The 21,942-nt window shown below is 72.7% G+C and carries 19 protein-coding genes; 9 read left to right on the forward strand and 10 right to left on the reverse strand.

The annotated features are described in order from the left end of the window. Positions 1 to 37 precede the first annotated feature (37 nt). The 3 genes from murA to BKA14_RS22740 all read left to right on the forward strand — a co-directional run bounded on the left by murA (position 38) and on the right by BKA14_RS22740 (position 2,902). A complete protein-coding gene (gene murA, locus BKA14_RS22730) occupies positions 38 to 1,393 on the forward strand; it encodes a UDP-N-acetylglucosamine 1-carboxyvinyltransferase (protein ID WP_184952906.1) in 1,356 nt (451 codons plus the stop codon). 68 nt (positions 1,394 to 1,461) lie between these two features. After that, positions 1,462 to 2,082 carry a DUF3043 domain-containing protein gene (locus BKA14_RS22735; protein ID WP_184952907.1) on the forward strand — a complete coding sequence of 207 codons (621 nt, stop codon included), beginning with the start codon at positions 1,462 to 1,464 and terminating at the stop codon, positions 2,080 to 2,082. 61 nt (positions 2,083 to 2,143) lie between these two features. Continuing rightward, positions 2,144 to 2,902, forward strand: a complete 759-nt coding sequence (locus BKA14_RS22740) for a class I SAM-dependent methyltransferase (RefSeq protein ID WP_184952908.1) — start codon at positions 2,144 to 2,146, stop codon at positions 2,900 to 2,902. Between the two features lie 143 nt (positions 2,903 to 3,045). On the opposite strand, the gene BKA14_RS22745 is transcribed toward BKA14_RS22740, so the two are convergent. Beyond that, a complete protein-coding gene (locus BKA14_RS22745; protein ID WP_438861900.1) occupies positions 3,046 to 3,369 on the reverse strand; it encodes an AzlD domain-containing protein in 324 nt (107 codons plus the stop codon). 70 nt (positions 3,370 to 3,439) lie between these two features. Further along, the gene (locus tag BKA14_RS22750) at positions 3,440 to 4,255 is read right to left on the reverse strand and encodes an AzlC family ABC transporter permease (RefSeq protein ID WP_184952909.1); all 816 of its coding nucleotides are present in this window, start codon (positions 4,253 to 4,255) and stop codon (positions 3,440 to 3,442) included. Positions 4,256 to 4,310: 55 nt separating this feature from the next. Between BKA14_RS22750 and BKA14_RS22755 the strand changes: the two genes are divergently transcribed. After that, on the forward strand, positions 4,311 to 4,877 hold the full coding sequence (locus tag BKA14_RS22755) for a helix-turn-helix domain-containing protein (protein WP_184952910.1): 567 nt from the start codon (positions 4,311 to 4,313) through the stop codon (positions 4,875 to 4,877). Here the strand turns inward: BKA14_RS22755 and BKA14_RS22760 are convergent. From BKA14_RS22760 to BKA14_RS22780, 5 genes are all read right to left on the reverse strand, one after another. Beyond that, complete coding sequence (locus BKA14_RS22760; protein ID WP_184952911.1) at positions 4,874 to 6,148, reverse strand: glycoside hydrolase family 16 protein; 1,275 nt, start codon at positions 6,146 to 6,148, stop codon at positions 4,874 to 4,876. The two genes, BKA14_RS22755 and BKA14_RS22760, sit on opposite strands and share 4 nt — an antisense overlap. Before the next feature lie 43 nt (positions 6,149 to 6,191). Next, positions 6,192 to 7,145, reverse strand: a complete 954-nt coding sequence (locus tag BKA14_RS22765) for an ABC transporter ATP-binding protein (protein WP_184952912.1) — start codon at positions 7,143 to 7,145, stop codon at positions 6,192 to 6,194. Beyond that, a complete protein-coding gene (locus BKA14_RS22770; protein ID WP_184952913.1) occupies positions 7,142 to 7,942 on the reverse strand; it encodes an ABC transporter permease in 801 nt (266 codons plus the stop codon). The genes BKA14_RS22765 and BKA14_RS22770 overlap by 4 nt, the downstream gene beginning before the upstream one ends. After that, positions 7,935 to 8,795 (reverse strand): ABC transporter permease, encoded by an 861-nt coding sequence (locus BKA14_RS22775; protein WP_239092762.1) that lies wholly within the window; start codon positions 8,793 to 8,795, stop codon positions 7,935 to 7,937. Before BKA14_RS22775 ends, BKA14_RS22770 begins: the two co-directional genes overlap by 8 nt. 1,875 nt (positions 8,796 to 10,670) lie before the next feature. Continuing rightward, entirely contained in the window at positions 10,671 to 10,949 is a 279-nt protein-coding gene (locus BKA14_RS22780; RefSeq protein ID WP_184952914.1) for a hypothetical protein, read from the reverse strand. Between the two features lie 898 nt (positions 10,950 to 11,847). Between BKA14_RS22780 and BKA14_RS45190 the strand changes: the two genes are divergently transcribed. Continuing rightward, positions 11,848 to 14,433, forward strand: a complete 2,586-nt coding sequence (locus tag BKA14_RS45190; RefSeq protein WP_184952915.1) for a WG repeat-containing protein — start codon at positions 11,848 to 11,850, stop codon at positions 14,431 to 14,433. A 50-nt stretch (positions 14,434 to 14,483) separates the two neighbouring features. After that, positions 14,484 to 15,482, forward strand: coding sequence for an aldo/keto reductase family protein (locus tag BKA14_RS22790; protein ID WP_184952916.1), 999 nt, complete (start codon positions 14,484 to 14,486; stop codon positions 15,480 to 15,482). A 26-nt stretch (positions 15,483 to 15,508) separates the two neighbouring features. On the opposite strand, the gene BKA14_RS22795 is transcribed toward BKA14_RS22790, so the two are convergent. After that, positions 15,509 to 16,342 (reverse strand): site-2 protease family protein, encoded by an 834-nt coding sequence (locus BKA14_RS22795; RefSeq protein WP_184952917.1) that lies wholly within the window; start codon positions 16,340 to 16,342, stop codon positions 15,509 to 15,511. A 10-nt stretch (positions 16,343 to 16,352) separates the two neighbouring features. After that, on the reverse strand, positions 16,353 to 16,550 hold the full coding sequence (locus BKA14_RS22800; protein ID WP_184952918.1) for a hypothetical protein: 198 nt from the start codon (positions 16,548 to 16,550) through the stop codon (positions 16,353 to 16,355). A gap of 81 nt (positions 16,551 to 16,631) precedes the next feature. On the opposite strand from BKA14_RS22800, the gene BKA14_RS22805 reads away from it, so the two are divergent. After that, complete coding sequence (locus BKA14_RS22805; RefSeq protein ID WP_184952919.1) at positions 16,632 to 18,422, forward strand: bifunctional adenosylcobinamide kinase/adenosylcobinamide-phosphate guanylyltransferase; 1,791 nt, start codon at positions 16,632 to 16,634, stop codon at positions 18,420 to 18,422. Then, complete coding sequence (locus tag BKA14_RS22810) at positions 18,419 to 19,156, forward strand: adenosylcobinamide-GDP ribazoletransferase (RefSeq protein WP_184952920.1); 738 nt, start codon at positions 18,419 to 18,421, stop codon at positions 19,154 to 19,156. The genes BKA14_RS22805 and BKA14_RS22810 overlap by 4 nt, the downstream gene beginning before the upstream one ends. Here the strand turns inward: BKA14_RS22810 and gcvT are convergent. Next, the gene (gene gcvT, locus BKA14_RS22815) at positions 19,153 to 20,235 is read right to left on the reverse strand and encodes a glycine cleavage system aminomethyltransferase GcvT (RefSeq protein WP_184952921.1); all 1,083 of its coding nucleotides are present in this window, start codon (positions 20,233 to 20,235) and stop codon (positions 19,153 to 19,155) included. The two genes, BKA14_RS22810 and gcvT, sit on opposite strands and share 4 nt — an antisense overlap. 140 nt (positions 20,236 to 20,375) lie before the next feature. Here gcvT and BKA14_RS22820 point away from each other — a divergent pair, with 140 nt between their 5' ends. Then, entirely contained in the window at positions 20,376 to 21,911 is a 1,536-nt protein-coding gene (locus tag BKA14_RS22820; RefSeq protein WP_184952922.1) for a leucyl aminopeptidase, read from the forward strand. Positions 21,912 to 21,942 lie beyond the last annotated feature (31 nt).

Below are 21,942 nucleotides of genomic sequence, written 5' to 3' on the forward strand. Positions count from 1 at the left end.
TCGGGCGCCCCTTGACGCCCGCCGGCTGGAGGTTACGTTGACCGACGACGTCTTGGTCGTGCACGGTGGTACACCGCTGCAGGGTCAGATCCGGGTCCGTGGCGCCAAGAACCTCGTATCCAAGGCGATGGTGGCGGCCCTGCTGGGCGAGACCCCGAGCGTCCTGTTCGACGTCCCGCGCATCCGCGACGTCGAGGTCGTCCGCGGCCTGCTCGAACTGCACGGCGTCAAGGTGTCCGACGGCGTCGACGACGGCGAGCTGGTGATGGACCCCACGAACGTGGAGAGCGCCAGCACCGACGAGATCAACGTGCACGCCGGCTCGAGCCGCATCCCGATCCTGTTCTGCGGCCCGCTGCTGCACCGCCTCGGGCACGCGTTCATCCCGGACCTCGGCGGCTGCCACATCGGCCCGCGCCCGATCGACTTCCACATCCAGGCGCTGCGCGAGTTCGGCGCGGTCGTCGACAAGACGCCCGAGGGCATGCACCTGAGCGCGCCCCACGGCCTCAAGGGCGCCAAGCTCGAGCTGCCCTACCCGAGCGTGGGCGCCACCGAGCAGGTGCTGCTGACCGCCGTACGGGCCGAGGGTGTGACCGAGCTGCGCAACGCGGCCATCGAGCCCGAGATCATCGACCTGATCTGCGTCCTGCAGAAGATGGGCGCGATCATCACGGTGCACACCGACCGGGTCATCGAGATCCAGGGCGTGCCGCGGCTGCACGGTTACCAGCACAAGCCGATCCCCGACCGGATCGAGGCCGCCAGCTGGGCGGCCGCCGCGCTCGCGACCAAGGGCGAGATCGAGGTGCTCGGCGCCCGCCAGCAGGACATGATGACGTTCCTCAACGTCTTCCGGTCCATCGGCGGCGAGTTCCAGATCACCGACGACCGGGTCGCCCGCCCCGGCGTGACCGGCGCCGAGGGCGGCATCAAGTTCTGGCACCCCGGCCACGAGCTGCAGGCCGTCGCGCTCGAGACCGACGTGCACCCCGGCTTCATGACCGACTGGCAACAGCCCCTGGTGGTGGCGCTGACCCAGGCCCGCGGACTGTCGATCATGCACGAGACCGTCTATGAGCAGCGGCTGGGCTACACCGACGCGCTCAACCAGATGGGCGCGACGATCCAGGTCTACCGGGACTGCCTCGGTGGCACCCCGTGCCGGTTCGGCCGCCGCAACTTCAAGCACTCCGCGGTCATCGCCGGCCCGTCCAAGCTGCACGCGGCTGACCTGGTCATCCCCGATCTGCGGGCCGGCTTCGCCCACCTGATCGCGGCGCTGGCCGCCGAGGGCACTTCGCGCGTCTACGGCGTCGACCTGATCAACCGGGGCTACGAGGACTTCGAGGGCAAGCTGTCGGCGCTCGGCGCCCACGTCGAGCGTCTTTAGGTCCTCAGTTTCATCACTATCAGCGGCGCGGTGTGAATCACACCGCGCCGCTTGGCTACTCTCTGAGCGTGCCCTCGCTTTTTCGCCGCAAGCAGTCCGACGTCGCCACTCGAGACATCGAGGAGGAGGTGACGCCGGCCGAGCCGCGCCCCAAGGGCTACACCCCCAGCAAGAAGGAACTCGGCGTCGTCACGCCCAAGCGCACCGCGACCGGCCGCCGGGTCGGCGCCGAGCCCGCCCCGGCCAACCGCCGCGAGCAGCTCAAGCAGATGCGTGAGCGCCAGCGGGCCGAGCGGGCCGAGGCTTCCGCGGGCATGCGGGCCGGCGACGAGCGTTACCTGCTGGCGCGTGACCGGGGCCCCGAGCGCTCGCTGGTCCGCGACATCATCGACAGCCGCCGCACGGTCGGCACCTACTTCTTCGGTGGCGCGCTGATCGTGCTGATCGGCTCCACCGTGCAGATCCCCGCCGTCCAGCTCGCCAGCAACCTGCTGTGGCTGATGCTGGCCCTCGGCGTGATCATCGACAGCGTCCTGATCTCGCGCAAGGTGAAGCGCCTGGTCAACGAACGCTTCCCCAACACCACCCAGCGCATCGGCTCGCTGCAGATCTACGGCGTGATGCGGGGCCTGACGTTCCGCCGCATGCGGGTTCCCAAGCCGAAGGTCGAACTCGGTCAGGCTCTCTAGACTTCTTGCGGTTATGGCAAGGATTAGTGCCTTCACTGCAAACAGCCTCTAGCTTCGAGGCATGGCACACGACCACCTGATCGAAATGCTCGACCTGGACGCCCAGGTCCTCAGCGACTACCACCGCGACCTGATCGCCTGGGTCGGCCGCGAAGCCCCCGCGAACCCGCACGTCGTCGACCTGGGCGCGGGTAGCGGCACCGGCTCCCTGGCCCTGGCCCGCGACCTGCCCGGCGCCCGGGTCACCGCGGTCGACGTCTCCCCCGACATGCTGGCCCACCTGCGAGCTCGCGCCGAGGCGGCCGGGCTGGGCGACCACATCGCCACGGTCGAGGCCGACCTGGACCGGCCGTGGCCTGCCCTCGGCCCGGTCGACGTGGTCTGGGCCGCATCGTCGATGCACCACATGGCCGACCCGGGGTTCGCGCTGCGCTCCGCCCACGCCGCACTCCGCCCCGGCGGGCTGCTGGTGATCGCCGAACTCGACTCGTTCCCGCGCTTCCTGGTGGGCACGCCGGACGAGGAGGTCGAGGCGCAGGCCCACGCCGAAGCGGACAAGGCCCGGCACGAGGCCGGCATGCACATGCACGAGAACTGGGGCGCACTGGCCGGGCGGGCCGGCTTCACCGACGTGGTCGAGCGGAAATTTGAGATCGCTCTGGAGCCGCCGCTGGACTCGGGGGTCGTGCGCTACGCGGAGGTGTCGCTGGGACGGCTGGGCGAGCGGGTGCCGGGGCTGGACGGGGTGGTCTCGGGGCTGCGCGGACGGGAGGATCTGAGCGTGCGCACCGAGCGAACCGTCTGGCTGGCGCGTCGCTGATGTTCCTACGTCCCTGCTGACTCGAGCACAGGGGCCCGCCCCACCGGGGGACCCCCGCCCTCGGCCATTTTACTGAGCTGGGGCGATCTTGGACGGGTCGCGGGCGGTGACCTGTGGACGACGCGGGATTGTGGATATCGGCGTCAGTCGATTCCAGCCAGGCGGAGCAGGGCGGCGGCGGCCGCGGCGGCCACGACCACGACCACGAACGGGGCTTTGCGCCAGGCCAGCAGGGCCCCGACCATGACGCCGGCCGGGCGGGCCACGCCGGCGAAGCCGCTGCCGGCCATCAGGGTCGACGTGGCGGCCAGGGCGGTCAGCAGGGCGGTGGCGGCCATGGGGAGCAGGCGCTGCAGGTTGTCGGAGAGTTCGATGCGCTCGCGGAGCAGGACGCCGCCGAGGCGCATCAGGTACGTGCCGACACCCAGCACGACGATCGCGGCGAGCATCATGCGGCGGCCCGCCACGAGTGGCGACGGACCTCGGCGGCCATCAGACGGCGGCCCCGCAAAGAGCGGCAATGGATTTCGGCGGGCATCAGCCGGCTGCCTTCCGCGTGCGAAACGGGTGAATCGGGCGGTCCGGCCGGTCAGGGTGATCCGGTCGGTCCGGGTGATCCGGCCGGTCAGGGTGATCCGCGCGATCCGGGCTTTCCACGTAATCCGGGCTTTCCACGTAATACGAGCGATCCGGGCTGTCCGGGCTGTCCGGGCGGAGCAGGGTGAACAGGCCGAGCAGGGCGCACAGGACGGGCAGGCCGGCAGGCAGCCAGGGAGTGACTGCCACGGCCACGGCGGCGCCGGTGAGGGCGGCCAGGCGGGTGGTGCGGTCGCGCAGCGAGGGCAGGATCAGGGCGATCAGCGCGGCCGGGAAGGCGGCATCGAGGCCGAGCGTCTCGTAGTCGCCGACGGCCGTGCCGAGCAGGACGCCGAGGGCGGTGCCGAGGTTCCACGACGTGAACAGGGTGACGCCGATCAGCCAGTACGTGCGGCGGCGCTGGACCGGGTCCTGTTCGGCCAGGGTGAAGGCGACCACCTCGTCGGTCATCAGGTGGCTGCCGATCAGGCGGTCACGCCAACTGGTGCCCATGCTGCTGCCGATCGCCATGCCGAACGGCAGGTGGCGGGCGTTGAGCAGCAGGCCGGCCAGCACCGCGGCGACGGGGCCGGCGGCGAGCAGGCCGACGGCGAGGAACTGGGCGCCCCCGGCGAAGACGACCGTGGACATGAGGAACGGCACCCAGACCGGGAGCCCGTACGCGATGGCGATGGCCCCGAACGAGGCCCCGACCGCCACCATGGCGGCGGCGATGGCGGCCGCGTCCCGGAGCAGCGTTCGCTGTATCGTACGCATAGTTCGAGATACTGAACGACCGCACCAGCGTTCGTCAAACCGAACAACTCGATCGATGGAGCGAACATTGCATCAGCCGGCGCCTCCGCTCGCCACGATCGCCGCCGCTCTGCGCCGTGAACGGGAACGGGCCGGCATCTCACTGGCCGAGCTAGCCCGCCGGGCCGGGCTGGCCAAGTCGACGCTGTCGCAGCTCGAGGCGGGCACGGGCAACCCGAGCATCGAGACGCTGTGGTCGCTCGGGGTGGCCCTCGGTGTGCCCTTCAGCCGCCTGGTCGAGCCGCCCGAGACACAGGTGCGGGTGATCCGGGCCGGCGAGGGGCCGCGCCTGCAGGCCGACGAGGCCGAGTTCGTGGCGACCCTGCTCGCGGCCGGGTCCCCGCACACCCGGCGCGACCTCTACGTGATGGAGCTCGAACCGGGCCCGGCCCGTGACGCGCTGGCCCACATCCCGGGCAGCGTCGAGCACATCGTGCTGGCCTCCGGGCGGATCAAGGCGGGCCCGGTCGGCGAGCAGGTCGAGCTGGGCCCGGGCGACTACGTGACGTTCCCGGGCGACGTCGACCACCACTACGAGGCGCTCGAACCCTCATGGGCCGTGCTGGTCATGGAGCACCGCTAGAAGGGCACGCCGCCTTTCCACACCGACACCGGGCCGACCGTCATGCTGCGGGGGAAGGTGGTGGCCGAGCTGTCCACGGTGCCCGCGATCGCCACGTTGGCGACGAGGAAGAAGGACTGACCGAAGGGCCAGGTGCGGCCGGCGGCGAGCGCGTCCGAAGCCCACAACGTCATCGTGGGCCTGCGGTCGATATAGAAGCGGACCGTACGCGCGTCGAAGTACACACCGAACTGGTGCGGACCCGAGTCGAGCGGCGCGCCGAGATCCGTGGTGCCGCCCGGTTCGTCCCATCCGTACTGCTGATCGGCCCCGGGGTTGCGCGCGATCGCCATGTGCGCCGCCGCCCGGGCCACCGTGGGCTGCGCTCCCGTGCCCTCGAAGATGTCCAGCTCGCCGCACGCCGGCCAGCCCACCCGGGGCATGGACGTGCCGAGCATCCAGAAGGCCGGCCACACCCCCGCCCCGACGGGAGCGGTGATGGTGGCCTCCACGTACGACCCGGTGGGCACCGAGACCTTGCCCAGGGTGTCGAGGCGGGCGCTGGTGAAGCCGTCCGCAGTGCGGTCGGCCGTGATGCGCAGCCGGCCGGCCTCGTCGACGCGGGCGTTCTGAGGCTGATAGGTCTGCAGCTCGCCGTTGCCCCAGCCGCCACCGCCCGTACGGGCGGTCCACGTGCTGTCCGAGAACCCGATCACCTGCGACGGCTTGCCACGCACGGTGGCCGGCGCGTACGAGACCGCACTCTCCACGCTCGCTCCCGTCACCTGGACCGCGAACGCGCCCGCGGGCGGCAAGGCGAGGTAGAACGCGGTCCCGGCCGCCCCGGTCGCGGTGGCCACGAAGGTGCGCGTGACCCGCTGCCAGCCGGAGCCGGCCGGGGTGACGTACTCCGTGACCGCCGTGGGCTGGTTCTGCAGGTAGCCGTCGGCCAGCCGGATCCCGTACGTCCGGCCGGCCCCGGCCAGGTCCCGCAGCCAGACGCTCATCCGGTAGGTCCGGCCGACGACGAACGACGACTGCAGAGCGCCCACCGCGTACGCCCATGCGCCGTCCCCGCCGTCACGGGTGATCGACAGACCGGTCGTGGCGGGACCTCCGCGTAGCCCGGTGACCCGCTTCAGCTCCACGGCTCCGGACTCCGACTGGGCCCGCCAGCCGCTCACATCCGTACGGGCGGAGGGGTTGAGCACCATCTCGGAACTCGCCGCGGAGGCAGGCCCGGGTGCGGCCAGGAACAGCATCGACAGGACGGCGGCAAGCAGGGACCTCATGGTGGTTCGTGATCGGCCGGGACGGAGCGGTCCTGACGTTTTGTCAGCGGCGGTCGGTGTAGAGGCGGGCCACGACGTCCTCGATCTCGGGTTCGACAACCGACAGATCCCGTACGGGGGCCGCATTGACCAGGGCCGCCACCGCCGCCCCGGCCGTGATCGACTCGAGCGTGAACGTCACCCGGTGACCGTCGGCCTCGCTCGCGACCAGGGTGGCGCCGGGCAGGGCGAAACCGGGGGGCAACGGCGCGTCCAGGTCGGCGACCAGCCGGCGCCGGGAACCGTACCGGGAATGCAGGTCCTCGATCGTGCCGTCGTGGACCACCCGCCCGTGGTCGATCACGACCAGCCGCCGGCACAGACGCTCGATGTCGGCCAGGTCGTGGGTCGTCAACACCAGCGTGGTGTGGCCGGCCTGGCCCAGCTCGCCCAGGAACGAGCGCACGGCCTGCTTGCTGACGACGTCCAGCCCGATCGTGGGCTCGTCGAGGAACAGCACCTCGGGGCCGTGCAGCAGGGCCGCCGTCAGCTCACCGCGCATGCGCTGGCCGAGCGACAACTGCCGTACGGGGGTGTCCAGGAACGCGTCGAGATCGAGCAGCTCACGGCAGCGGCGCAGGCGGGACTCGTGGTCGCTCGCGGGCACCCGGTAGACGTGGCGGAGCAGCCGGAACGACTCGCGCAGGGGCAGATCCCACCACAGCTGCGAGCGCTGCCCGAAGACGACGCCGATGCGCAGGGCCAGCCGGGTCCGCTGCGGCACGGGGCGGAGCCCGCACACCGAGACCTCACCGCCGGACGGGGACAGCACGCCGGTCAGCATCTTCAGCGTGGTCGACTTGCCGGCGCCGTTGGGCCCGATGTAGCCCACCATTTCGCCCGCGGCTATCGACAGGCTCACCCCGTCGACGGCCGGGATCAAGCGTTTCTCCCGGCGGAAGCGGCCGGCTTTGACCCGTACGGTGAACTCCTTGCGCAGGCCGTTCATCTCGATCATGAGCCGGTACTCCGGTAGTGCCGCACGCCGGTCCTCCAGACGAGCCCGGCGATCCCCGCGGCGGCCAGCGCCACCAGCGGCGACAGGTAACCCGCCCAGGCCGGCAGACCGAGCGGGTCCGCGCGCCCGAGCAGCGTCAGCGCCGGGTGATAACTCACAAAACCGAAACCCAGCCCGTACGCGAAGAGCGTGCGGAACCAGGTCCCGTACACCGTGATCGGGTACGAGGTGAAGTCACGCCCGCCGTACGTGAAAGCCGCCCCGACCTCGCCCGACTCGACCCACCAGAAGGCCAGGCCGGCGCTCAGCACGAAGATCGCCCCGAAGAACACGGCACCGGCCAGCGGGGCTGTGACCAGCAGGACGACCTTGCCCGCGGTCCACGCGATGTCGTTGCGCGCGATCGCGACGATCAGGACGGCCGAGCCGACGACGAACCGCATCAGCTTGCGCAGCGGCAGGTCGGCGATCACCAGCTGGGGCAGGACACCCAGCGGACGCACCAGCACGGCGTCCAGCGTGCCCATCCGAATGTACGTCTTGAGCTGGTCGATGTTGCCGACGGTGAGATCGGCCAGCACGAAACCCGACGCGGTCAGCCCGGTCATCATCAGCGCCTCACCGAGGGTGAACCCGCCCACGACCTTGGCCGCGTGGAAAAGCACGAAGACAGTGGAGACGTCGACCGCCGTGCCGCCGGCGTTGGTGATCAGTTCAACGGCGAACGAGGTCCGGTACGCCGTGGCGCTGCGGAACCGGCCCCCGATCAACGCCACGTACGGCTTGAGGTCAGCCACCCTGCACCACCAGCCTGCGCTCGGCCCGGCGCTGCACCAGGCCCGCCAGTGCGACCATGATCACTGCCCAGATCGCCTGCAGCGCGACCAGCCCCGCCTGCAGCGCCGGACCGTCCCGCTCGACCAGCACGTCGAGCGGTGTCTGCAACAACCCCGGAATCGGCGTGGCCACCCAGAGCGTGATCGTCAGCCACTCCGGGAGCAGGCGCAGCGGGAAGTAGAGACCGGCCAGCACACCCGCGCCGAGCGTCCAGAACATGAGCGGGCCGCGGGCGTCGCCGAGCCAGTACGCGGTCGCGTTGACCAGATAACGGCACCCGAAGCTGCCGACGACGGCCAGCATCACAGAAGCTGCGAAAAGCGGCACAGTCTGCCAGCGCGACGGCGCGACCAGCGGAAACGCCAACGCTCCGACAACTACCGGCGGCGCGAACCGGGTGAGCATCTGATAGCCGCTGCGGCCCAGGTCAGCGGCCAGATAGGCGGTCACCGGCGGGACCGGGCGCAACAGGTCGGCGGCGATGTCGCCCGTACGGATCCGCTCCGCGAGGTCGTTCCAGCCCCAGATCCCGACCACGTTGAGTAACCCCTGGCCCACCCAGACGAACGTCGCGAGCTGCCGCGGGCCGTAACCACCGGCCAGGCCCCCGGCCGCGCTCGCGGCCACGGCCAGGAGCACGTAGCAGCGAAGAAAGCCGAAGACTATGTTGGTGAACGATCCGGCCACCGTGGCTTGCCGATACGTCGCGTAGCGCCGGAAACCCGACCACATCAAGGCACCGAAAGTAGCGACGGAGACGCTCAACGGACGGTGCGGGGAGATCGTCGGCACGCTGGCGTCGAGCCCGTCCACGCCGTTAATCTCCTTCCCTGAAGTAGAGCCGGGCGACTCTACCCATCTTGGCCGGACGCCCGCCGCACAATTTCGACCAGAAGTGGAAGTTCGCCGTGACGGAGCGTCGCCATTCGCCGGGCCTCACCTCGGGTGCCCGATGAGCGGCTGGGGCGCTTGGGCCGACGAACCGGCCTGGGTGTACGAGATCACCTGGGAGTGGGAGCCGCAGCCCGGGCAGCGCTATCCGGGCGATCCGGGCAAACGCAAGGCCGTGCACACACCGGTCTACGAGGCGTCGCCCGACTCGGCCTCGGCGCCGGCCTCCTGGTCCGACGCTCCCGAGACGCAGCCGTCGCCGCCGCTGCGGGAAGAACCGTTGTGGAATCGGCCCGCCGGGGCTGTGCCGGAGCAACGGCGTGCCGACGCACCCGCCTACGGCGGTCAGACCTCGTACGGTGGTCGACCCGCCGCGGCGTCGGGTGGCTCCTACCGCGACGCCGTGCAGTTCCGCGAGGCCCAGATGCGAGAAGCCGCGCCACCGCCGTCCCGCAGCGGCGGTCACGTACCCGTCACGCCCGGCCCGTCCACGGTCCCCGCCGCCACGCCGCCGAGCACGTACGGGTCCGCGCGACCGCCCTACCAGGAATCCCCGGGTGGGCCACGCCCGGTCTCGCCGTCGGCCGGCGTCTACGGCAGCGCCCGATCGGCGCCTTCCGACGCTTTCCCGTCCCGCCCCCACCCGGCCTCCGGGCAGCGCGACGAGACGCCTTTCGACCTGCGGCCCGCACCGTCCGAGCGCGGCGCCCCGGCCCCGGCCCGGCCCGCGCCGCAGCCCACGCGGATGACCCCGGCCCGGCCCTCGACGCCTGCCTACCCTCAGACGCCGGGGCGCACCCCCGCTTACGAGCCCACGCCGCCGGGGCGCGCTCCCCGGCACGGGTCGGCGTCGCCGGGTGAGGCTGCTGGACGCTCGCCCGCGGCACCGTCGCAGCCCGGCCCCAACCGGCCGCCGTCCGACGAGCCCCGCGACTGGCGGCCCGGTCACCATCCGCGGCCCGACGCCGTGCGTCCCACCTCAGCCCAGCCCGTCCCGCCGCGCTCGGCGAACGCCGCCGGATACCCGCAGTCCGGCCCGCCGTCGCCGCGCGAGAGTTACCCGTCGGACGATGCCCGGCCGACCTCCGCGCTGCCGCGTCCCGGCTACCAGGGGCCCGGGCCGTCGCGTCCCGGTGTCCATCCGAGTTCCGGCCAGCCGTACGGGGGCAGGTCCGGTCCTGCGCCGGCCACGCCATCGTCCTCCGCGGCACCGGGCAGCTACGCGCCCACGGGTCCCACGTCCGGGCCGCCGAACGCCGGACGGCCCCCATCCGGGCAACCGGGCAGCGCGCAGCCTGCGTCCCGGCAGCCGGGCGGAGTGCGACCCACGTCCGGGCAGCCGGGCAGCTCGCAGCCGACGCCCGGACAGCCGGGTGGGGCATGGCCGACTCGTGAACAGCCGCGCGAAGGGCGGCCGACCTCCGGACAGCTGGATGACATGCGGCAGGCATCCGGACAGCCAGGTGCGGCATGGCCGACGCCTGGGCAACCGCGCGAAGTGCGACCGACGTCCGGGCAGCCGGGCGGCTCGCAGCCTGCGGCCGGGCAGCCGGGCAGCTCACAGCCGGCGTCCGGTGCGTCGTCGGCCGGTTACCCGCGTGCCGGATCGGCCCGGAACGGGCCGGTGGGTGGCGCTCCCACGTCGGGGCAGCCTTTCCCGGCGGTGGAGGATGCGCGCCGCGTTCAGCATGCGGACGGTTCGGCGGGGCAGGGCGAGAGCCGGGCCGGGTACGACGGCGCCGGTTCTGCGGCTGAGGTCCCGCCCGTCACCGCGCCGCCGGCCGGGCCGGGCGAGGGCTACGACCCGTCGGTGGGCCCGGTCTCGACGCTTCCCGGCGGACGGACGGCCGAAGGCATCGAGCCGGTCACCGGTCCGCCGAACTCGGAGCCGCGGGCCGGCGACGCCACGGGGAACGGTTCGGTGTGGGACCGCCCCGCGCCCGATCCGCGCCCGGCCTCGGCCACCCCCGCACCGGCGTCGCCCGAGGAGGACGAGCCGCACGGTCTGGGCTGGCTGCTCTCCCAGAGCGGCCTCGGCGCGATCACGCCGCTGCCGCCGCCGATCCCCCAGCCCATCACCGGATCACCCGTCGCTCAGCCCGTCGTCATCGAACCCATCGACGAACCCGGCCCCGCACCGGTGTCCGCCTCGCCGTCCATGTTCCAGCCCACGTCAGCCCCGCCCGCCACGGCTCACCCCGTCTCCGGGCAGCCGGCCGCATTCCCCGCCCCGATCTCGGCACAGCCCACGGCGCCGGAGCCGGCCTCGGGACCACCCGTGGCCGGGCCGGTCTCCGCGCAACCCTCCGGCTTCGTCCCGGTTTCCGCGCCACCGTCCGCCGCCGTCCCGCTTCCGGCGCAGCCGGCCGCTGGGCCGGTCTCCGCGCCACCGTCCGCCGCCGTCCCGCTTCCGGCGCAGCCGGCCGCTGGGCCGGTCTCCGCGCCACCGTCCGCCGCCGTCCCCCTTCCGGCGCAGCCGGCGCCTGGGCCGGTCTCCGCGCCACCGGCCGCCGCGACGCCTCCCGGCTTCAGCCCGGTTTCGGCGCAGCCCGCCGCTGGGCCGGTCTCCACGCCGCCCGGCTTTGTGCCGATTTCGGCGCAACCCTCCGCTGGGCCGGTCTCCACGCAGCCGTCCGCGTTCCAGGGCCCGGAGCGGGACGCCGGACCTCAGCACACCTTCGGGCAGCCCGGCGCGGCTCAGCCGATTTCCGGTCGGCCTTTCGAGCAACGGCCGGAGGACTCCGGGCCGGTTGCGGGACGGCCGGCTGCAGAGGACGCCGTCACTCCACGACCGGACTCGGAACAGCCGTCGGCCGGACGTCTTGGGCAGCCCTTCACCGCTCGGGGCGGCTCGGCGCAACCCGTCAGCGGTGAGCGGATACGGGCGGATTCCGGTGGGGCTTGGCCCGTTTCGGCGCAGCCCGCTGCAGATGACTCGGGGTGGGGCTCGGACGGTCCGCGGGCCGGTTCGGGCGTGGCCGGGGTTCGGCCGGCCGGTGGTGTGGCGGAGACTCCCGACTGGGTCGCGTTGTCGGGCGCGCAGCCCGTCGTGGTCCCGGCGCAGGGCGACAACGATGTCAGCGAGGACGCCACCGAAGCGGCAGAGACGCGGCCCGACGCGGACCTTCCCTATGCCGGCAACGAGTCGATTTCCGTGCAGCCGACAGCGGTGCGGCCGGTGTCCGCTGACCCGGTTCCGGAGGCGCCGTCCACGGTCGGCCCGGCCTCGGACCAGCCGGTTTCCGGGCAGGCGGCCTCCGCGCCGGTCTCGGCGCAGCCCGTCTCGGCCCAACCGGTGTCGGCCCAGCCGATGACCGCCCACCCCGTGTCGGCCCAGCCGGTGTCGACCCACCCCGTGTCAGCCCAGCCGGTGTCGGCCCACCCCGTGTCAGCTCAGCCGGTGTCAGCCCACCCCGTGTCAGCTCAGCCGGTGTCGGCTCAGCCGGTGTCGGCCCACCCCATGTCGGCCCAGCCGATGACCGCCCAGCCCGTGTCAGCCCAGCCGATGACAGCGCAGCCGATGCCGGCCCAGCCCGTGTCGGCCCACCCCGGGACGACGCAAACCGCACCATCGCTGCTGGACTCCGGCAATTCGACGGTGATGCACGGCGACTCGGCGCAGTCGGCACCGAGCCAACCCGCGCCCGTCTCCGGGCAGCCGTTTTCCGCCGCTCCGGTCTCGGCGCAGCCCGTGTCGGCGCCGCCGGTGGCTGAGGACGGTCCGGATCCGGACGGAGAGCCGGAGCCACGGTTCTCGGGGCCGGCGGGCGGGTTCGACGACGACGAGGCGATCGATGCCGAGATCGTCGAGCCGGAGATCGACGATGACGAGCCGGTGGTTCTGCGCGCGGCGGAGATGCCGGGCAACGACGACATCGTGGACGTCGAGCTGATCGAGGACCCGCCGCAGGCCATTGCGGCGCCGGGGGTCCCGCACGCGATCACGGCCGAGGCGTACGGGGAAGCAGGCCAGGACGTCACCGCGGTCCCGGCGGACAGCGAGCCGGCGCACGGCGAAAGTGCGGCCGGCCCGGCGAGCGAGACGGCCGCGCCGGACCACGCAACCAAAACGGGCCACGACATCGAGCCCGGCACGGAAGCAGCCGGCGCCCGGCCCGAGGAACGCGACGACGCCGGCGCGGACGTGGACGGCCCGGGCGGGACGGCGGCTGCCCCGAGCAGCGAGCGCGGGAGGCCCGGGGACGGCTCCCCCGCGTACGAGGGGTTCATCAAGCAACGCCGCGAGCAAGTGGCTGATCCGCGCAACCGCCGCACCGACCCGGAGCAGATCCTCGCCGCCTACCCGGTGACGTACGACCCGCGGACGCTGCGGGAGCAGATCGAGGACGACGAGCCGATGTGGGTGGTCATCGACCGGCTCACCGACAAGCTCGAGTACGCCGAGCGCGACTCCGACCGGGCGCGGCTGCTGAGCCTGCGCGCGGTGGCCGAGCGGCTGCTCGACGATCTGGACGCGGCGCTCGAGGACGCGCAGGCGGCGTTGCGGCACGCGGAGGCGGCCGGTGATCTCGTACGGCTGGCCACGGTCAAGGCCCGGCTCGGGCACGTGCTGTTGTGGCGCGGGGAGTACGCCGAGGCCGACCGGATCTTCGAGGAGACCAACTCGCCCGAGCTGCCCGCCCGGTTGCGGGCCGAGATGCAGGAGCTGGCCGGGCGGTCCGCGTTCGAGCAGGGCCGGCACCTGGAGGCCGTGAACCACCTGGAGGGCGCGCTCGATCTGCGCAAGGGGGCCGACCCGGACCTGGTCGAGCGGATCGAGCTGGCCCTGGACACGATCACCGGGCGGGCCGCGGACGGCTGGGGCCCGTACCCGCGCACCCGCGAGGAGATCGTGGGCCAGCGCGTACAGCCGCGGCCGTTGAAGGATGAGACGTCGGGGTTGTGGGGGTATCCGGGGTCGTTGACGCCGCAGTTCGCGCAGGCGCAGCCGTTCGCGGACGGGCTGGCCTGGGTGCGGCGGCCGGAGGCGCAGGCCTGGGAGCTGATCGACGCGGCGGGCGAGGTGCTGATCGACGCGTCGTCGGGTTATCGGGCGGCGGGGCGGTTCGCGGACGGGCTGGCCTGGGTGTCGCGGGACGACGCGGGTGGCTGGTACGCGATCGACCAGCAGAACCGGGTCATCGTGCCGGGCGGGTTCGACGACGCGCGGCCGTTCCACAATGGGCTGGCCCTGGTGCGCCGGGGTGGCTGGGGTGTGGTCGACAACCATGCGCGTCTTGTCGTGCAGCCGCACTACCGGGCGTTCGCGACGATGCTGGCCACCGGTGAGCCGGTCGACGGTTTCACCGAGGAGGGGCTGGCCGTCGTCGATGCGGGCGAGCTGTACGGGGTCGTCGACCGTACGGGGCAATTGCTGGTGCAGCCGGTGCACGCGGCCCTGCTGATCCATCCGGCGGCGTTCCTGGTGGCCGACAAGTTCGGGTTGTGGGGCGCGCTCGACCGTAAGGGCGACATGCTGGTCGAACTCAAGTATCGGGAACGGGCCGACGTGCTCGACGAGATCGACAAGTTGATCAAGGACACTCGGCCGGTGCTCTGAAGGCCGGCGCTCCGAAGGCCGGTTCTCTGGAACAGGCATAGGGTCGGGGCATGGAACATCGTCATCTCGGCCGTTCCGGCTTGCTGATCAGCGAGCTCGCCTACGGCAACTGGATCACCCATGGTTCCCAGGTCGAGGAGGAGGCCGCCGTCGCGTGCGTGCGGGCCGCCCTCGAGGTGGGCATCACGACTTTCGACACCGCCGACGCGTACGCCGGTGGCCGCGCCGAGGAGGTGCTGGGCCGGGCGCTGAAGGGTGAGCGCCGTGCCGGTCTGGAGATCTTCACCAAGGTGTTCTGGCCGACCGGGCCCGGCCCGAACGACCGCAGCCTGTCCCGCAAGCACATCATGGAGTCGATCGACGCGTCGCTGGGCCGCCTGCAGACCGACTACGTCGACCTCTACCAGGCGCACCGCTACGACTACTCGACCCCGCTCGAGGAGACCATGCAGGCGTTCGCCGACGTGGTGCGGCAGGGCAAGGCGCTCTACATCGGTGTCTCGGAGTGGACGGCGTCGGAGATCCGCGCGGGCTGGGAGATGGCCCAGGACCTGAAGATCCCGTTCGTGTCGAACCAGCCGCAGTATTCGGCGTTGTGGCGGGTCATCGAGGCCGAGGTGGTGCCCACGTCGATCGAGCTGGGTGTCGGTCAGGTGGTCTTCTCGCCGATCGCGCAGGGTGTGCTGACCGGCAAGTACAAGGTGGGCGAGCAGCCGCCGGCGGGGTCGCGAGCCACCGACGAGAAGTCGGGCGCCAACTTCATCTCGCGGCTCATGCGCGACGAGGTGCTGGAGGCGGTGGCGCAGCTCAAGCCGCTGGCCGACCAGGCCGGGCTGTCGATGGCGCAGCTGGCCGTGGCCTGGGTGCTGCAGAACGACAACGTCGCCGCGGCCATCATCGGCGCGTCGCGGCCCGAGCAGGTGCACGACAACGCCAAGGCTTCGGGTAAGAAGCTCGACGCCGACCTGATGAAGGCCATCGACGCCGCCCTCGACCCGGTCGTCGAGCGGGACCCCGCGAAGACGCAGAGCCCCGCCCAACGTCCCTGACGACGTACGGGATTCTGGTCCGGCTCCTACGAGCCGGACCAGAATCTCATCAACTCCAGGCCGACCTGGATCAGCACCTGGTCCAGGCCGAGCTTGTCGGTGATCCAGAAGACCAGGTCGTAGAAGTAGTCGCCGACGGGCGTCTGCCACAGCAGCAGGAAGAGCAGGATGAATCCGTACGGGGCGAAGAGGTTCCACGCCCGCTGATAGGCCGGGCTCATCCACGGCGCGATGATGCCGCCGCCGTCGAGGCCGGGGATCGGCAGCAGGTTGAGGATCGTCGCGGTGACCTGCAGGAACGCCAGCGCCGCGAGGGCCGCCCAGAACTCGGCGTGGGCCCCGTCGCCGCTGTTGAACGCGTAACCCCCGGCGACCTCGACGAACGGCGGATCGACCACCCCGATCAGGAACGGGAACGCCGCGAGGACCGCGAGGACCACGTTGGTGAGCGGGCCGGCCGCGCTGATCAGCGAATCCTTGAGGCGGCTGTTGATGTGGCGGTGGTCGACCCAGACGGCGCCGCCGGGCAGGCCGATGCCGCCGAGGATCACCACGACCACCGGCAGCACGATCGACAGCAGCGGGCTCGTGTATTTGAGCGGGTTGAGCCGCAGGTAGCCGCGGTCGGCCACGCTGCGGTCGCCGGAGAAGAAGCCCAGCAGCGCGTGCGCGTACTCATGCAGGCACAGCGAGACCAGCCAGCCCGACACGATGAACAGGAAGACGTCGACCCGGACGTTGCCGAAGCCCGTCCACGTCATCCAGCCGCTGACCGCGAAGACAGCGACGATGCCCACGAAGACGGGGCTGGGCACGAAGGCGTTGCGAGGCGTCCTGGTGGAGACCGGCTCGTATGTCACGGCTGCGCGCTCACTCGGCCGGGCGCAGGCTCATCCGGTAGTCGACCCGGTCGTCCTCGAGCAGCACGACACCGGCGACCCCCTGCTCGGACAGCTGCCGCCATTCCTGGCCGATCCACGACTCGGCGTCGGCCTGGCTGCTGAACGTCTCCTGCGGCCCGGCGACCGGCTGGCCCTCGACGTTCTCGTACCGCCAACTCCACGGCATTCGCCGCCCCCTCACGTCCTCGGTCGGTGCGCCTCCACCCTACGGCGTCCGCGTGTGCGCTCCGGCCTTAAGGTACGGGGCATGTCCGATGATCGGTGGCACACGGTCCTGGTGCTCGGCGGGATCCGTTCCGGCAAGTCCGAGTTCGCCGAGTCGCTGGTGGCCGACGCCCCCGCGGTGCGCTACGTGGCGACGGCGGCGGGTGGCGAGGACGACCCCGAGTGGCTGGGTCGCATCGAGGCCCATCAGCGGCGGCGGCCGCAGTCGTGGTCGACCGAGGAGACCGGGGCCGACCCGGCCCGGCTGACCGAGCTGCTGACCGAGGCCAAGCCCGACGACACGCTGCTCGTGGACGACCTGGGCGGCTGGGTGGCGGCGCTGCTCGACCCGGCCCGGCAGCCCAACGACGACGAGGCCGACGTGGCGGCGCTGGCCGCGGCGGTGCGCGCCTGCGCGGCCCGGGTCGTGCTGGTGAGCCCGGAGGTGGGCCTGTCGCTGGTGCCGGCCACGCCGGTGGGGCGGGCCTTCGCCGACGCGCTGGGCACGACGAACCAGGCCCTGGCCGACGCCTGCGACCGGGTCGCCCTGGTCGTGGCGGGCCGCGTGGTCTGGCTGAAGGAGCCGGCCGAGGTCGCTCCGCCCGCGCCGGCGCCGGCCCCGGTGAGGGAGACGCCTGTTGTCCCGTCTGAGCCTGTCGAGGCCCACGTCGTCAGCCCCGTCGTCGAGGAACCGGCCCCTTCCCCCCGTACGGCGGGGGTGCTCAACGAGCCGACCATGGTGCTCCCGCTCGTGGCGTCCAACACCGTGATCGAGGCCGGCATGGAGTTGCCGCTGCCCGACAGCGACGCCGGCCCCGACGCGCGCGACCGCCTGACCACCGTCGACTTCCCCGGGGCGGGGCTGGGACGCCTCGTCGAGGCCGTCGAGTTCGCCGCGGCCACCCAAGCCACCGTCACCCCGCAGGCCTGGTCGGCCCCGCGCGTGCTGCTGCTCTCGGGCCGGCACGCGGGCGGCGCCGCGGCCGGTGACGACATCGAGGACGTGGAGCGCCGGGTCGCGCAGGTCGAGGCGGGCGAGGGCGTGCTGAGCCGGCTGGCCGGTTCGGCCGGGGCCGACATCGCCGTGCTGCGCACCGAGGAGTCGGGCCCCATCGAGGACGGCCCGGCCGCCACCGACGAGGAGGTCGAGCGCGCGCTCCGGCAGGGCTGGCACCTGGCCGACGCGGCCGCCGAGGCGGGCAAGGACCTGCTGGTGCTGGCCTCGATCGGCGTCGGCACGGACGCGGTGGCCACGGCCGTCTCGGTCGCCACCACCGGGTCGGAGGCCGTCGCGGTGCTGCCCCGGGTGCTGCTGCCCGGCGGCGTGTTCGACGACGAGTCGTGGATGCTGCGCTGTGCCGCCGTGCGGGACGCGCTGCACCGCATCCGCCGGGAGCCCCGCGGGGCCAAGGACATCCTGCGCGAGCTGGGCGGTCACGATCTCGCCGTGGCCACCGGGGCGCTGCTGGGCGCGGCCGCCCGCCGGCTTCCGGTCGTGCTCGACGGGCCGGTCGGTGTGGCGGCCGGCCTGATCGCCCGCGACCTGGCCGGCCAGACCCGGCACTGGTCGCTGCTGGTCGACACGGGCGACCTGGAACTGGTGCGCCAGGCCGGTGACGTGCTCGGGCTCAACCCCGTACTGGAGCTCGGTCTGGGTCTGGGCGAGGGGGCCAACGCACTGGCCGCTCTGCCGCTGCTGCGCACGGCTGTGGGTCTGGCGTCGGCGGTCGGGGCGCACCCGGCGCTGGCCGCCTCCTCGGACGAGAACGAGGACGAGGACGACGCCGAGTTCGTGGAGCCGGAGCCGGACGGCCCGGGACCGGCCAGCACGTGAGCTTCGGGGCCGGCCTCCGGCTCTCGATCACCACGCTGACGGTCCTGCCGGTCCGGGCCGGACGGGTCGACCGGGCGGCGGCCGCGGTGGCGATGAGCGTGGCGCCGGCCGTGGGCGCGCTGCTCGGCGCGCTGCTGGCCGGGCTGTTGTGGCTGCTGCGCGAGGCTCACGCGCCCGCGCTGGTCGCCGCCGCGGTCACGGTGACCGCGGCGGCCCTGCTGACCCGTGGCCTGCACCTGGACGGGCTGGCCGACACGATCGACGCGCTGGGCTCCTACCGCCGGGGTGACGCCGCCCTGGAGATCATGAAGAAGCCGGACATCGGGCCGTTCGGGGTGGCCGCGATCGCCTGCGCGCTGCTGCTGCAGGCGGCCGCGGTGACCGCGCTCCCGCTGCTCGCGGTGGTCGTGGCGTTCGCGGCCGGGCGGGTCGCGATCCCGCTCGCCTGCCGCCGCGGGGTGCCGGCGGCCCGGCCCGGAGGGCTGGGCGCGCTGGTGGCGGGCACGGTGCCGCTCCCGGTGGCGGTCGTGGGAGCGGCGCTGGTCATGGCGGCCGCCGCGGTGATTCCGGGCCGGACGTGGCAGGGGCCGCTCGCCGTCGCCGTCGCGCTGCTGACGGTGGTCCTGCTGGTGCGCCACGCCGTACGCCGTTTCGGCGGCATCACCGGCGACGTGCTGGGCGCCGCCGTGGAGGCCGCCACGACGCTGACGCTGGTCGGTCTGACCCTCGGCTAGCGGACCGAGGGCTGCACGAACGGCGGCTTCACGACGCGGGCCTCCGTGCGCCGGCCCCGAATGTCGATCTCGACCAGGTCGCCGTCGGTGAGGCCGGCCGCCGTGTCGAGCAGGGCCAGTGCGATGCCGGCCTTCTTGGTGGGCGAGAACGTCCCGCTCGTGGTCTCGCCGATGAGCGACTCACCGGCGTACACGGGCATGTGGCCGCGTGGAATGCCCCGGCCGGTCAGCTCGAGCCCACGCAGGGTGCGACGGGGACCCGCGGCCTTCTCGGCGACCAGCGCGTCGCGCCCCCAGAACGCCGGCTTGCCCCAGCCCACGGCCCAGCCCGAGCGCGCCTGCACCGGCGTGATGTCGAGCGACAGGTCCTGGCCGTGCAGCGGGTAGCCCATCTCGGTGCGCAGCGTGTCGCGGGCGCCGAGGCCGCACGGGCGTACCCCGGCGCCGATCAGCGCGTCCCAGATCCCGGTGGCCGCGGACCAGGGCACGACCAGCTCGTAGCCGTGTTCGCCGGTGTAGCCCGTACGGCAGACGATCAGCTCGCCGGAGGGCACGAACGCCATGTACTCGCCGGGGGTGGGCAGGCCCAGCTCGGCCAGCACCCCGGGCGACTGCGGACCCTGCACGGCCAGCACCGCGTACGAACGGTGCTCGTCGGTCACGGTCACGCCGGACGGCGCGGCGGCCTGCAGGAGCCGTACGACGGAGGCGGTGTTGGCGGCGTTCGGGATCAGGAAGACCTCGTCGTCGGAGATCAGGTACGCGATCAGGTCGTCGACCACGCCGCCGTTCTCGTCGCAGCACAGCGTGTACTGCGCCTTGCCGGGAGCGATCCGGCCCAGGTCGTTCGTCAGGCACGCGTTGACGAAGGCGGCTGCGCCCGCACCCCGTACGCGGGCCTTGCCCAGATGCGACACGTCGAACACGCCGGAGGCCTCGCGCACCGCCGTGTGCTCCTTGATCACGCCGCCGCCCGCGTACTCCAACGGCATCTCCCAGCCCCCGAAAGCGGCGAACTTCGCACCGAGGGCGACATGACGCTCGTGCAGCGGGGAACGAGAAAGGGCGTCGGCAGACATGAGAGTCAACTTACCCGTGACCTTGGGTGTGGTTAGAGTCGCGGGGACACCCCACCTCCGGCGTCAGTCCGCCGGGGAACCACCGACCAGCCGGCGTGGCCCATCAGGCGCCCGGCCCCGAAGTCCGCGGAGAGCCTTCAGTGAGCCAGCCCAGCCTCAGCCTGGTCGACACCGATCCAGCCGAATTGGCCGTCGACGCCATCGTGATCGGCCTGCACAGCCAGCCCGACGAGGGCGGCGCCCTGCTGCCCGCAGCCGGCGCCGAGAGCATCGCCGCCGCGTTCGACGGCAAGCTGACCTCGACGTTGGCGCTGCTCGGGGCGAGCGGCGCGCCCGGTGAGGTGACCAAGCTGGCCACCCTGGGCACGATCGCCGCCCCGCTGGTGGTGGCGGTCGGCCTCGGTGACGAGCCGTCCGGTTCGGCGCCCGAGCGGGAGATGCTGCGCCGGGGCACCGGTGCCGCGGTGCGCGCGCTGGCCGGCAGCGCCACCGTCGCGCTCGCCCTGCCGCTGCCCGACGACGAGGACGCGCCGCCGGTGCTGCGCGCGATCCTCGAGGGTGCGCTGCTCGGGTCGTACAAGTTCGCCGGTTACAAGACCAAGCCGCAGCCGAATCGCCGTGACCCGGTGTCGGCGCTGCAGGTGCACGTGCCGGACGCGAGCGACGCGGCGGCGGTGGCCGAGGTGAGCCGGGCCGAGGTGGTGGCGCGGGCCGTGCGCCTGACCCGCGACTGGGTCAACACCCCGCCCAACTCGCTGCGCCCGCCGCAGTTCGCGGACGCCGTGGTGGCGGCGGCCGAGGGCACCGGCCTGCAGGTCGAGGTGCTCGACTTCGACGAGCTCAAAGCGGGCGGCTACGGCGGCATCGTGGCCGTGGGCCAGGGTTCCGAGGCCCCGCCGCGGCTGGTCAAGCTGACCTATGTGCCCGAGGGCGTCGAGTCGCCGAAGCGGGTCGCGCTGGTCGGCAAGGGCATCACGTTCGACACCGGCGGCATCAGCATCAAGCCGGCCGCGGGCATGTGGGAGATGAAGTCCGACATGGCCGGTGCGGCCGCGGTCGGCGCCACCATGCTGGCCGTGGCGGCGCTCAAGCCCAAGGTGGCGGTCAGTGCCTACCTGGCAATGGCCGAGAACATGCCGTCCGGTACGGCGTACCGCCCCGGCGACGTCATCACGATGTTCAACGGCAAGCGGGTCGAGGTCTTCAACACCGACGCCGAGGGCCGGATGGTGCTGGGCGACGCGATCGCCCGGGCCTGCGCCGACGGCACCGACTACGTGTTCGAGGCGTCGACGCTGACCGGCGGCCAGGTCATCGCGCTCGGCAAGCGCATCGCGGGCCTGATGGGCTCGGACGCGGCGACCGAGCTGGTGCGCGCGGCGGGCGACGAGGTCGGCGAGCCGGCCTGGCCGATGCCGCTGCCGGAGGAGGTGCGCAAGGGCATGGAGTCGGACATCGCCGACATCTGCCAGACGAACGCGAACCTCGACCGGGCCGGGCACATGCTGCAGGGCGGCGTCTTCCTGCGCGAGTTCGTGGCCGAGGGTGTCGAGTGGGCGCACATCGACATCGCGGGCCCGAGCTACCACACGGGCGAGGCCACCGGCTACTGGACGAAGGGCGGCACGGGCGTCCCGGTTCGTACGCTTCTGTCGGTTATCGACCGGTTGGGGTAAATCTTGCCGGTTCCGGGCGCACGGCGCCCGG

Source organism: Paractinoplanes abujensis, from assembly GCF_014204895.1.
Lineage (GTDB): Bacteria > Actinomycetota > Actinomycetes > Mycobacteriales > Micromonosporaceae > Actinoplanes > Actinoplanes abujensis.

Coding starts and splice junctions, on each gene's coding strand:
- BKA14_RS22740 (WP_184952908.1), top strand. CDS start 2,144: ATGGCACACGACCACCTGATCGAAATGCTCGACCTGGACGCCCAGGTC.
- BKA14_RS22750 (WP_184952909.1), bottom strand. CDS start 4,255: ATGCGTACGATACAGCGAACGCTGCTCCGGGACGCGGCCGCCATCGCC.
- BKA14_RS22755 (WP_184952910.1), top strand. CDS start 4,311: ATGGAGCGAACATTGCATCAGCCGGCGCCTCCGCTCGCCACGATCGCC.
- BKA14_RS22760 (WP_184952911.1), bottom strand. CDS start 6,148: ATGAGGTCCCTGCTTGCCGCCGTCCTGTCGATGCTGTTCCTGGCCGCA.
- BKA14_RS22765 (WP_184952912.1), bottom strand. CDS start 7,145: ATGATCGAGATGAACGGCCTGCGCAAGGAGTTCACCGTACGGGTCAAA.
- BKA14_RS22780 (WP_184952914.1), bottom strand. CDS start 10,949: ATGGGCTGGGGGATCGGCGGCGGCAGCGGCGTGATCGCGCCGAGGCCG.
- BKA14_RS22790 (WP_184952916.1), top strand. CDS start 14,484: ATGGAACATCGTCATCTCGGCCGTTCCGGCTTGCTGATCAGCGAGCTC.
- BKA14_RS22800 (WP_184952918.1), bottom strand. CDS start 16,550: ATGCCGTGGAGTTGGCGGTACGAGAACGTCGAGGGCCAGCCGGTCGCC.
- BKA14_RS22805 (WP_184952919.1), top strand. CDS start 16,632: ATGTCCGATGATCGGTGGCACACGGTCCTGGTGCTCGGCGGGATCCGT.
- gcvT (WP_184952921.1), bottom strand. CDS start 20,235: ATGTCTGCCGACGCCCTTTCTCGTTCCCCGCTGCACGAGCGTCATGTC.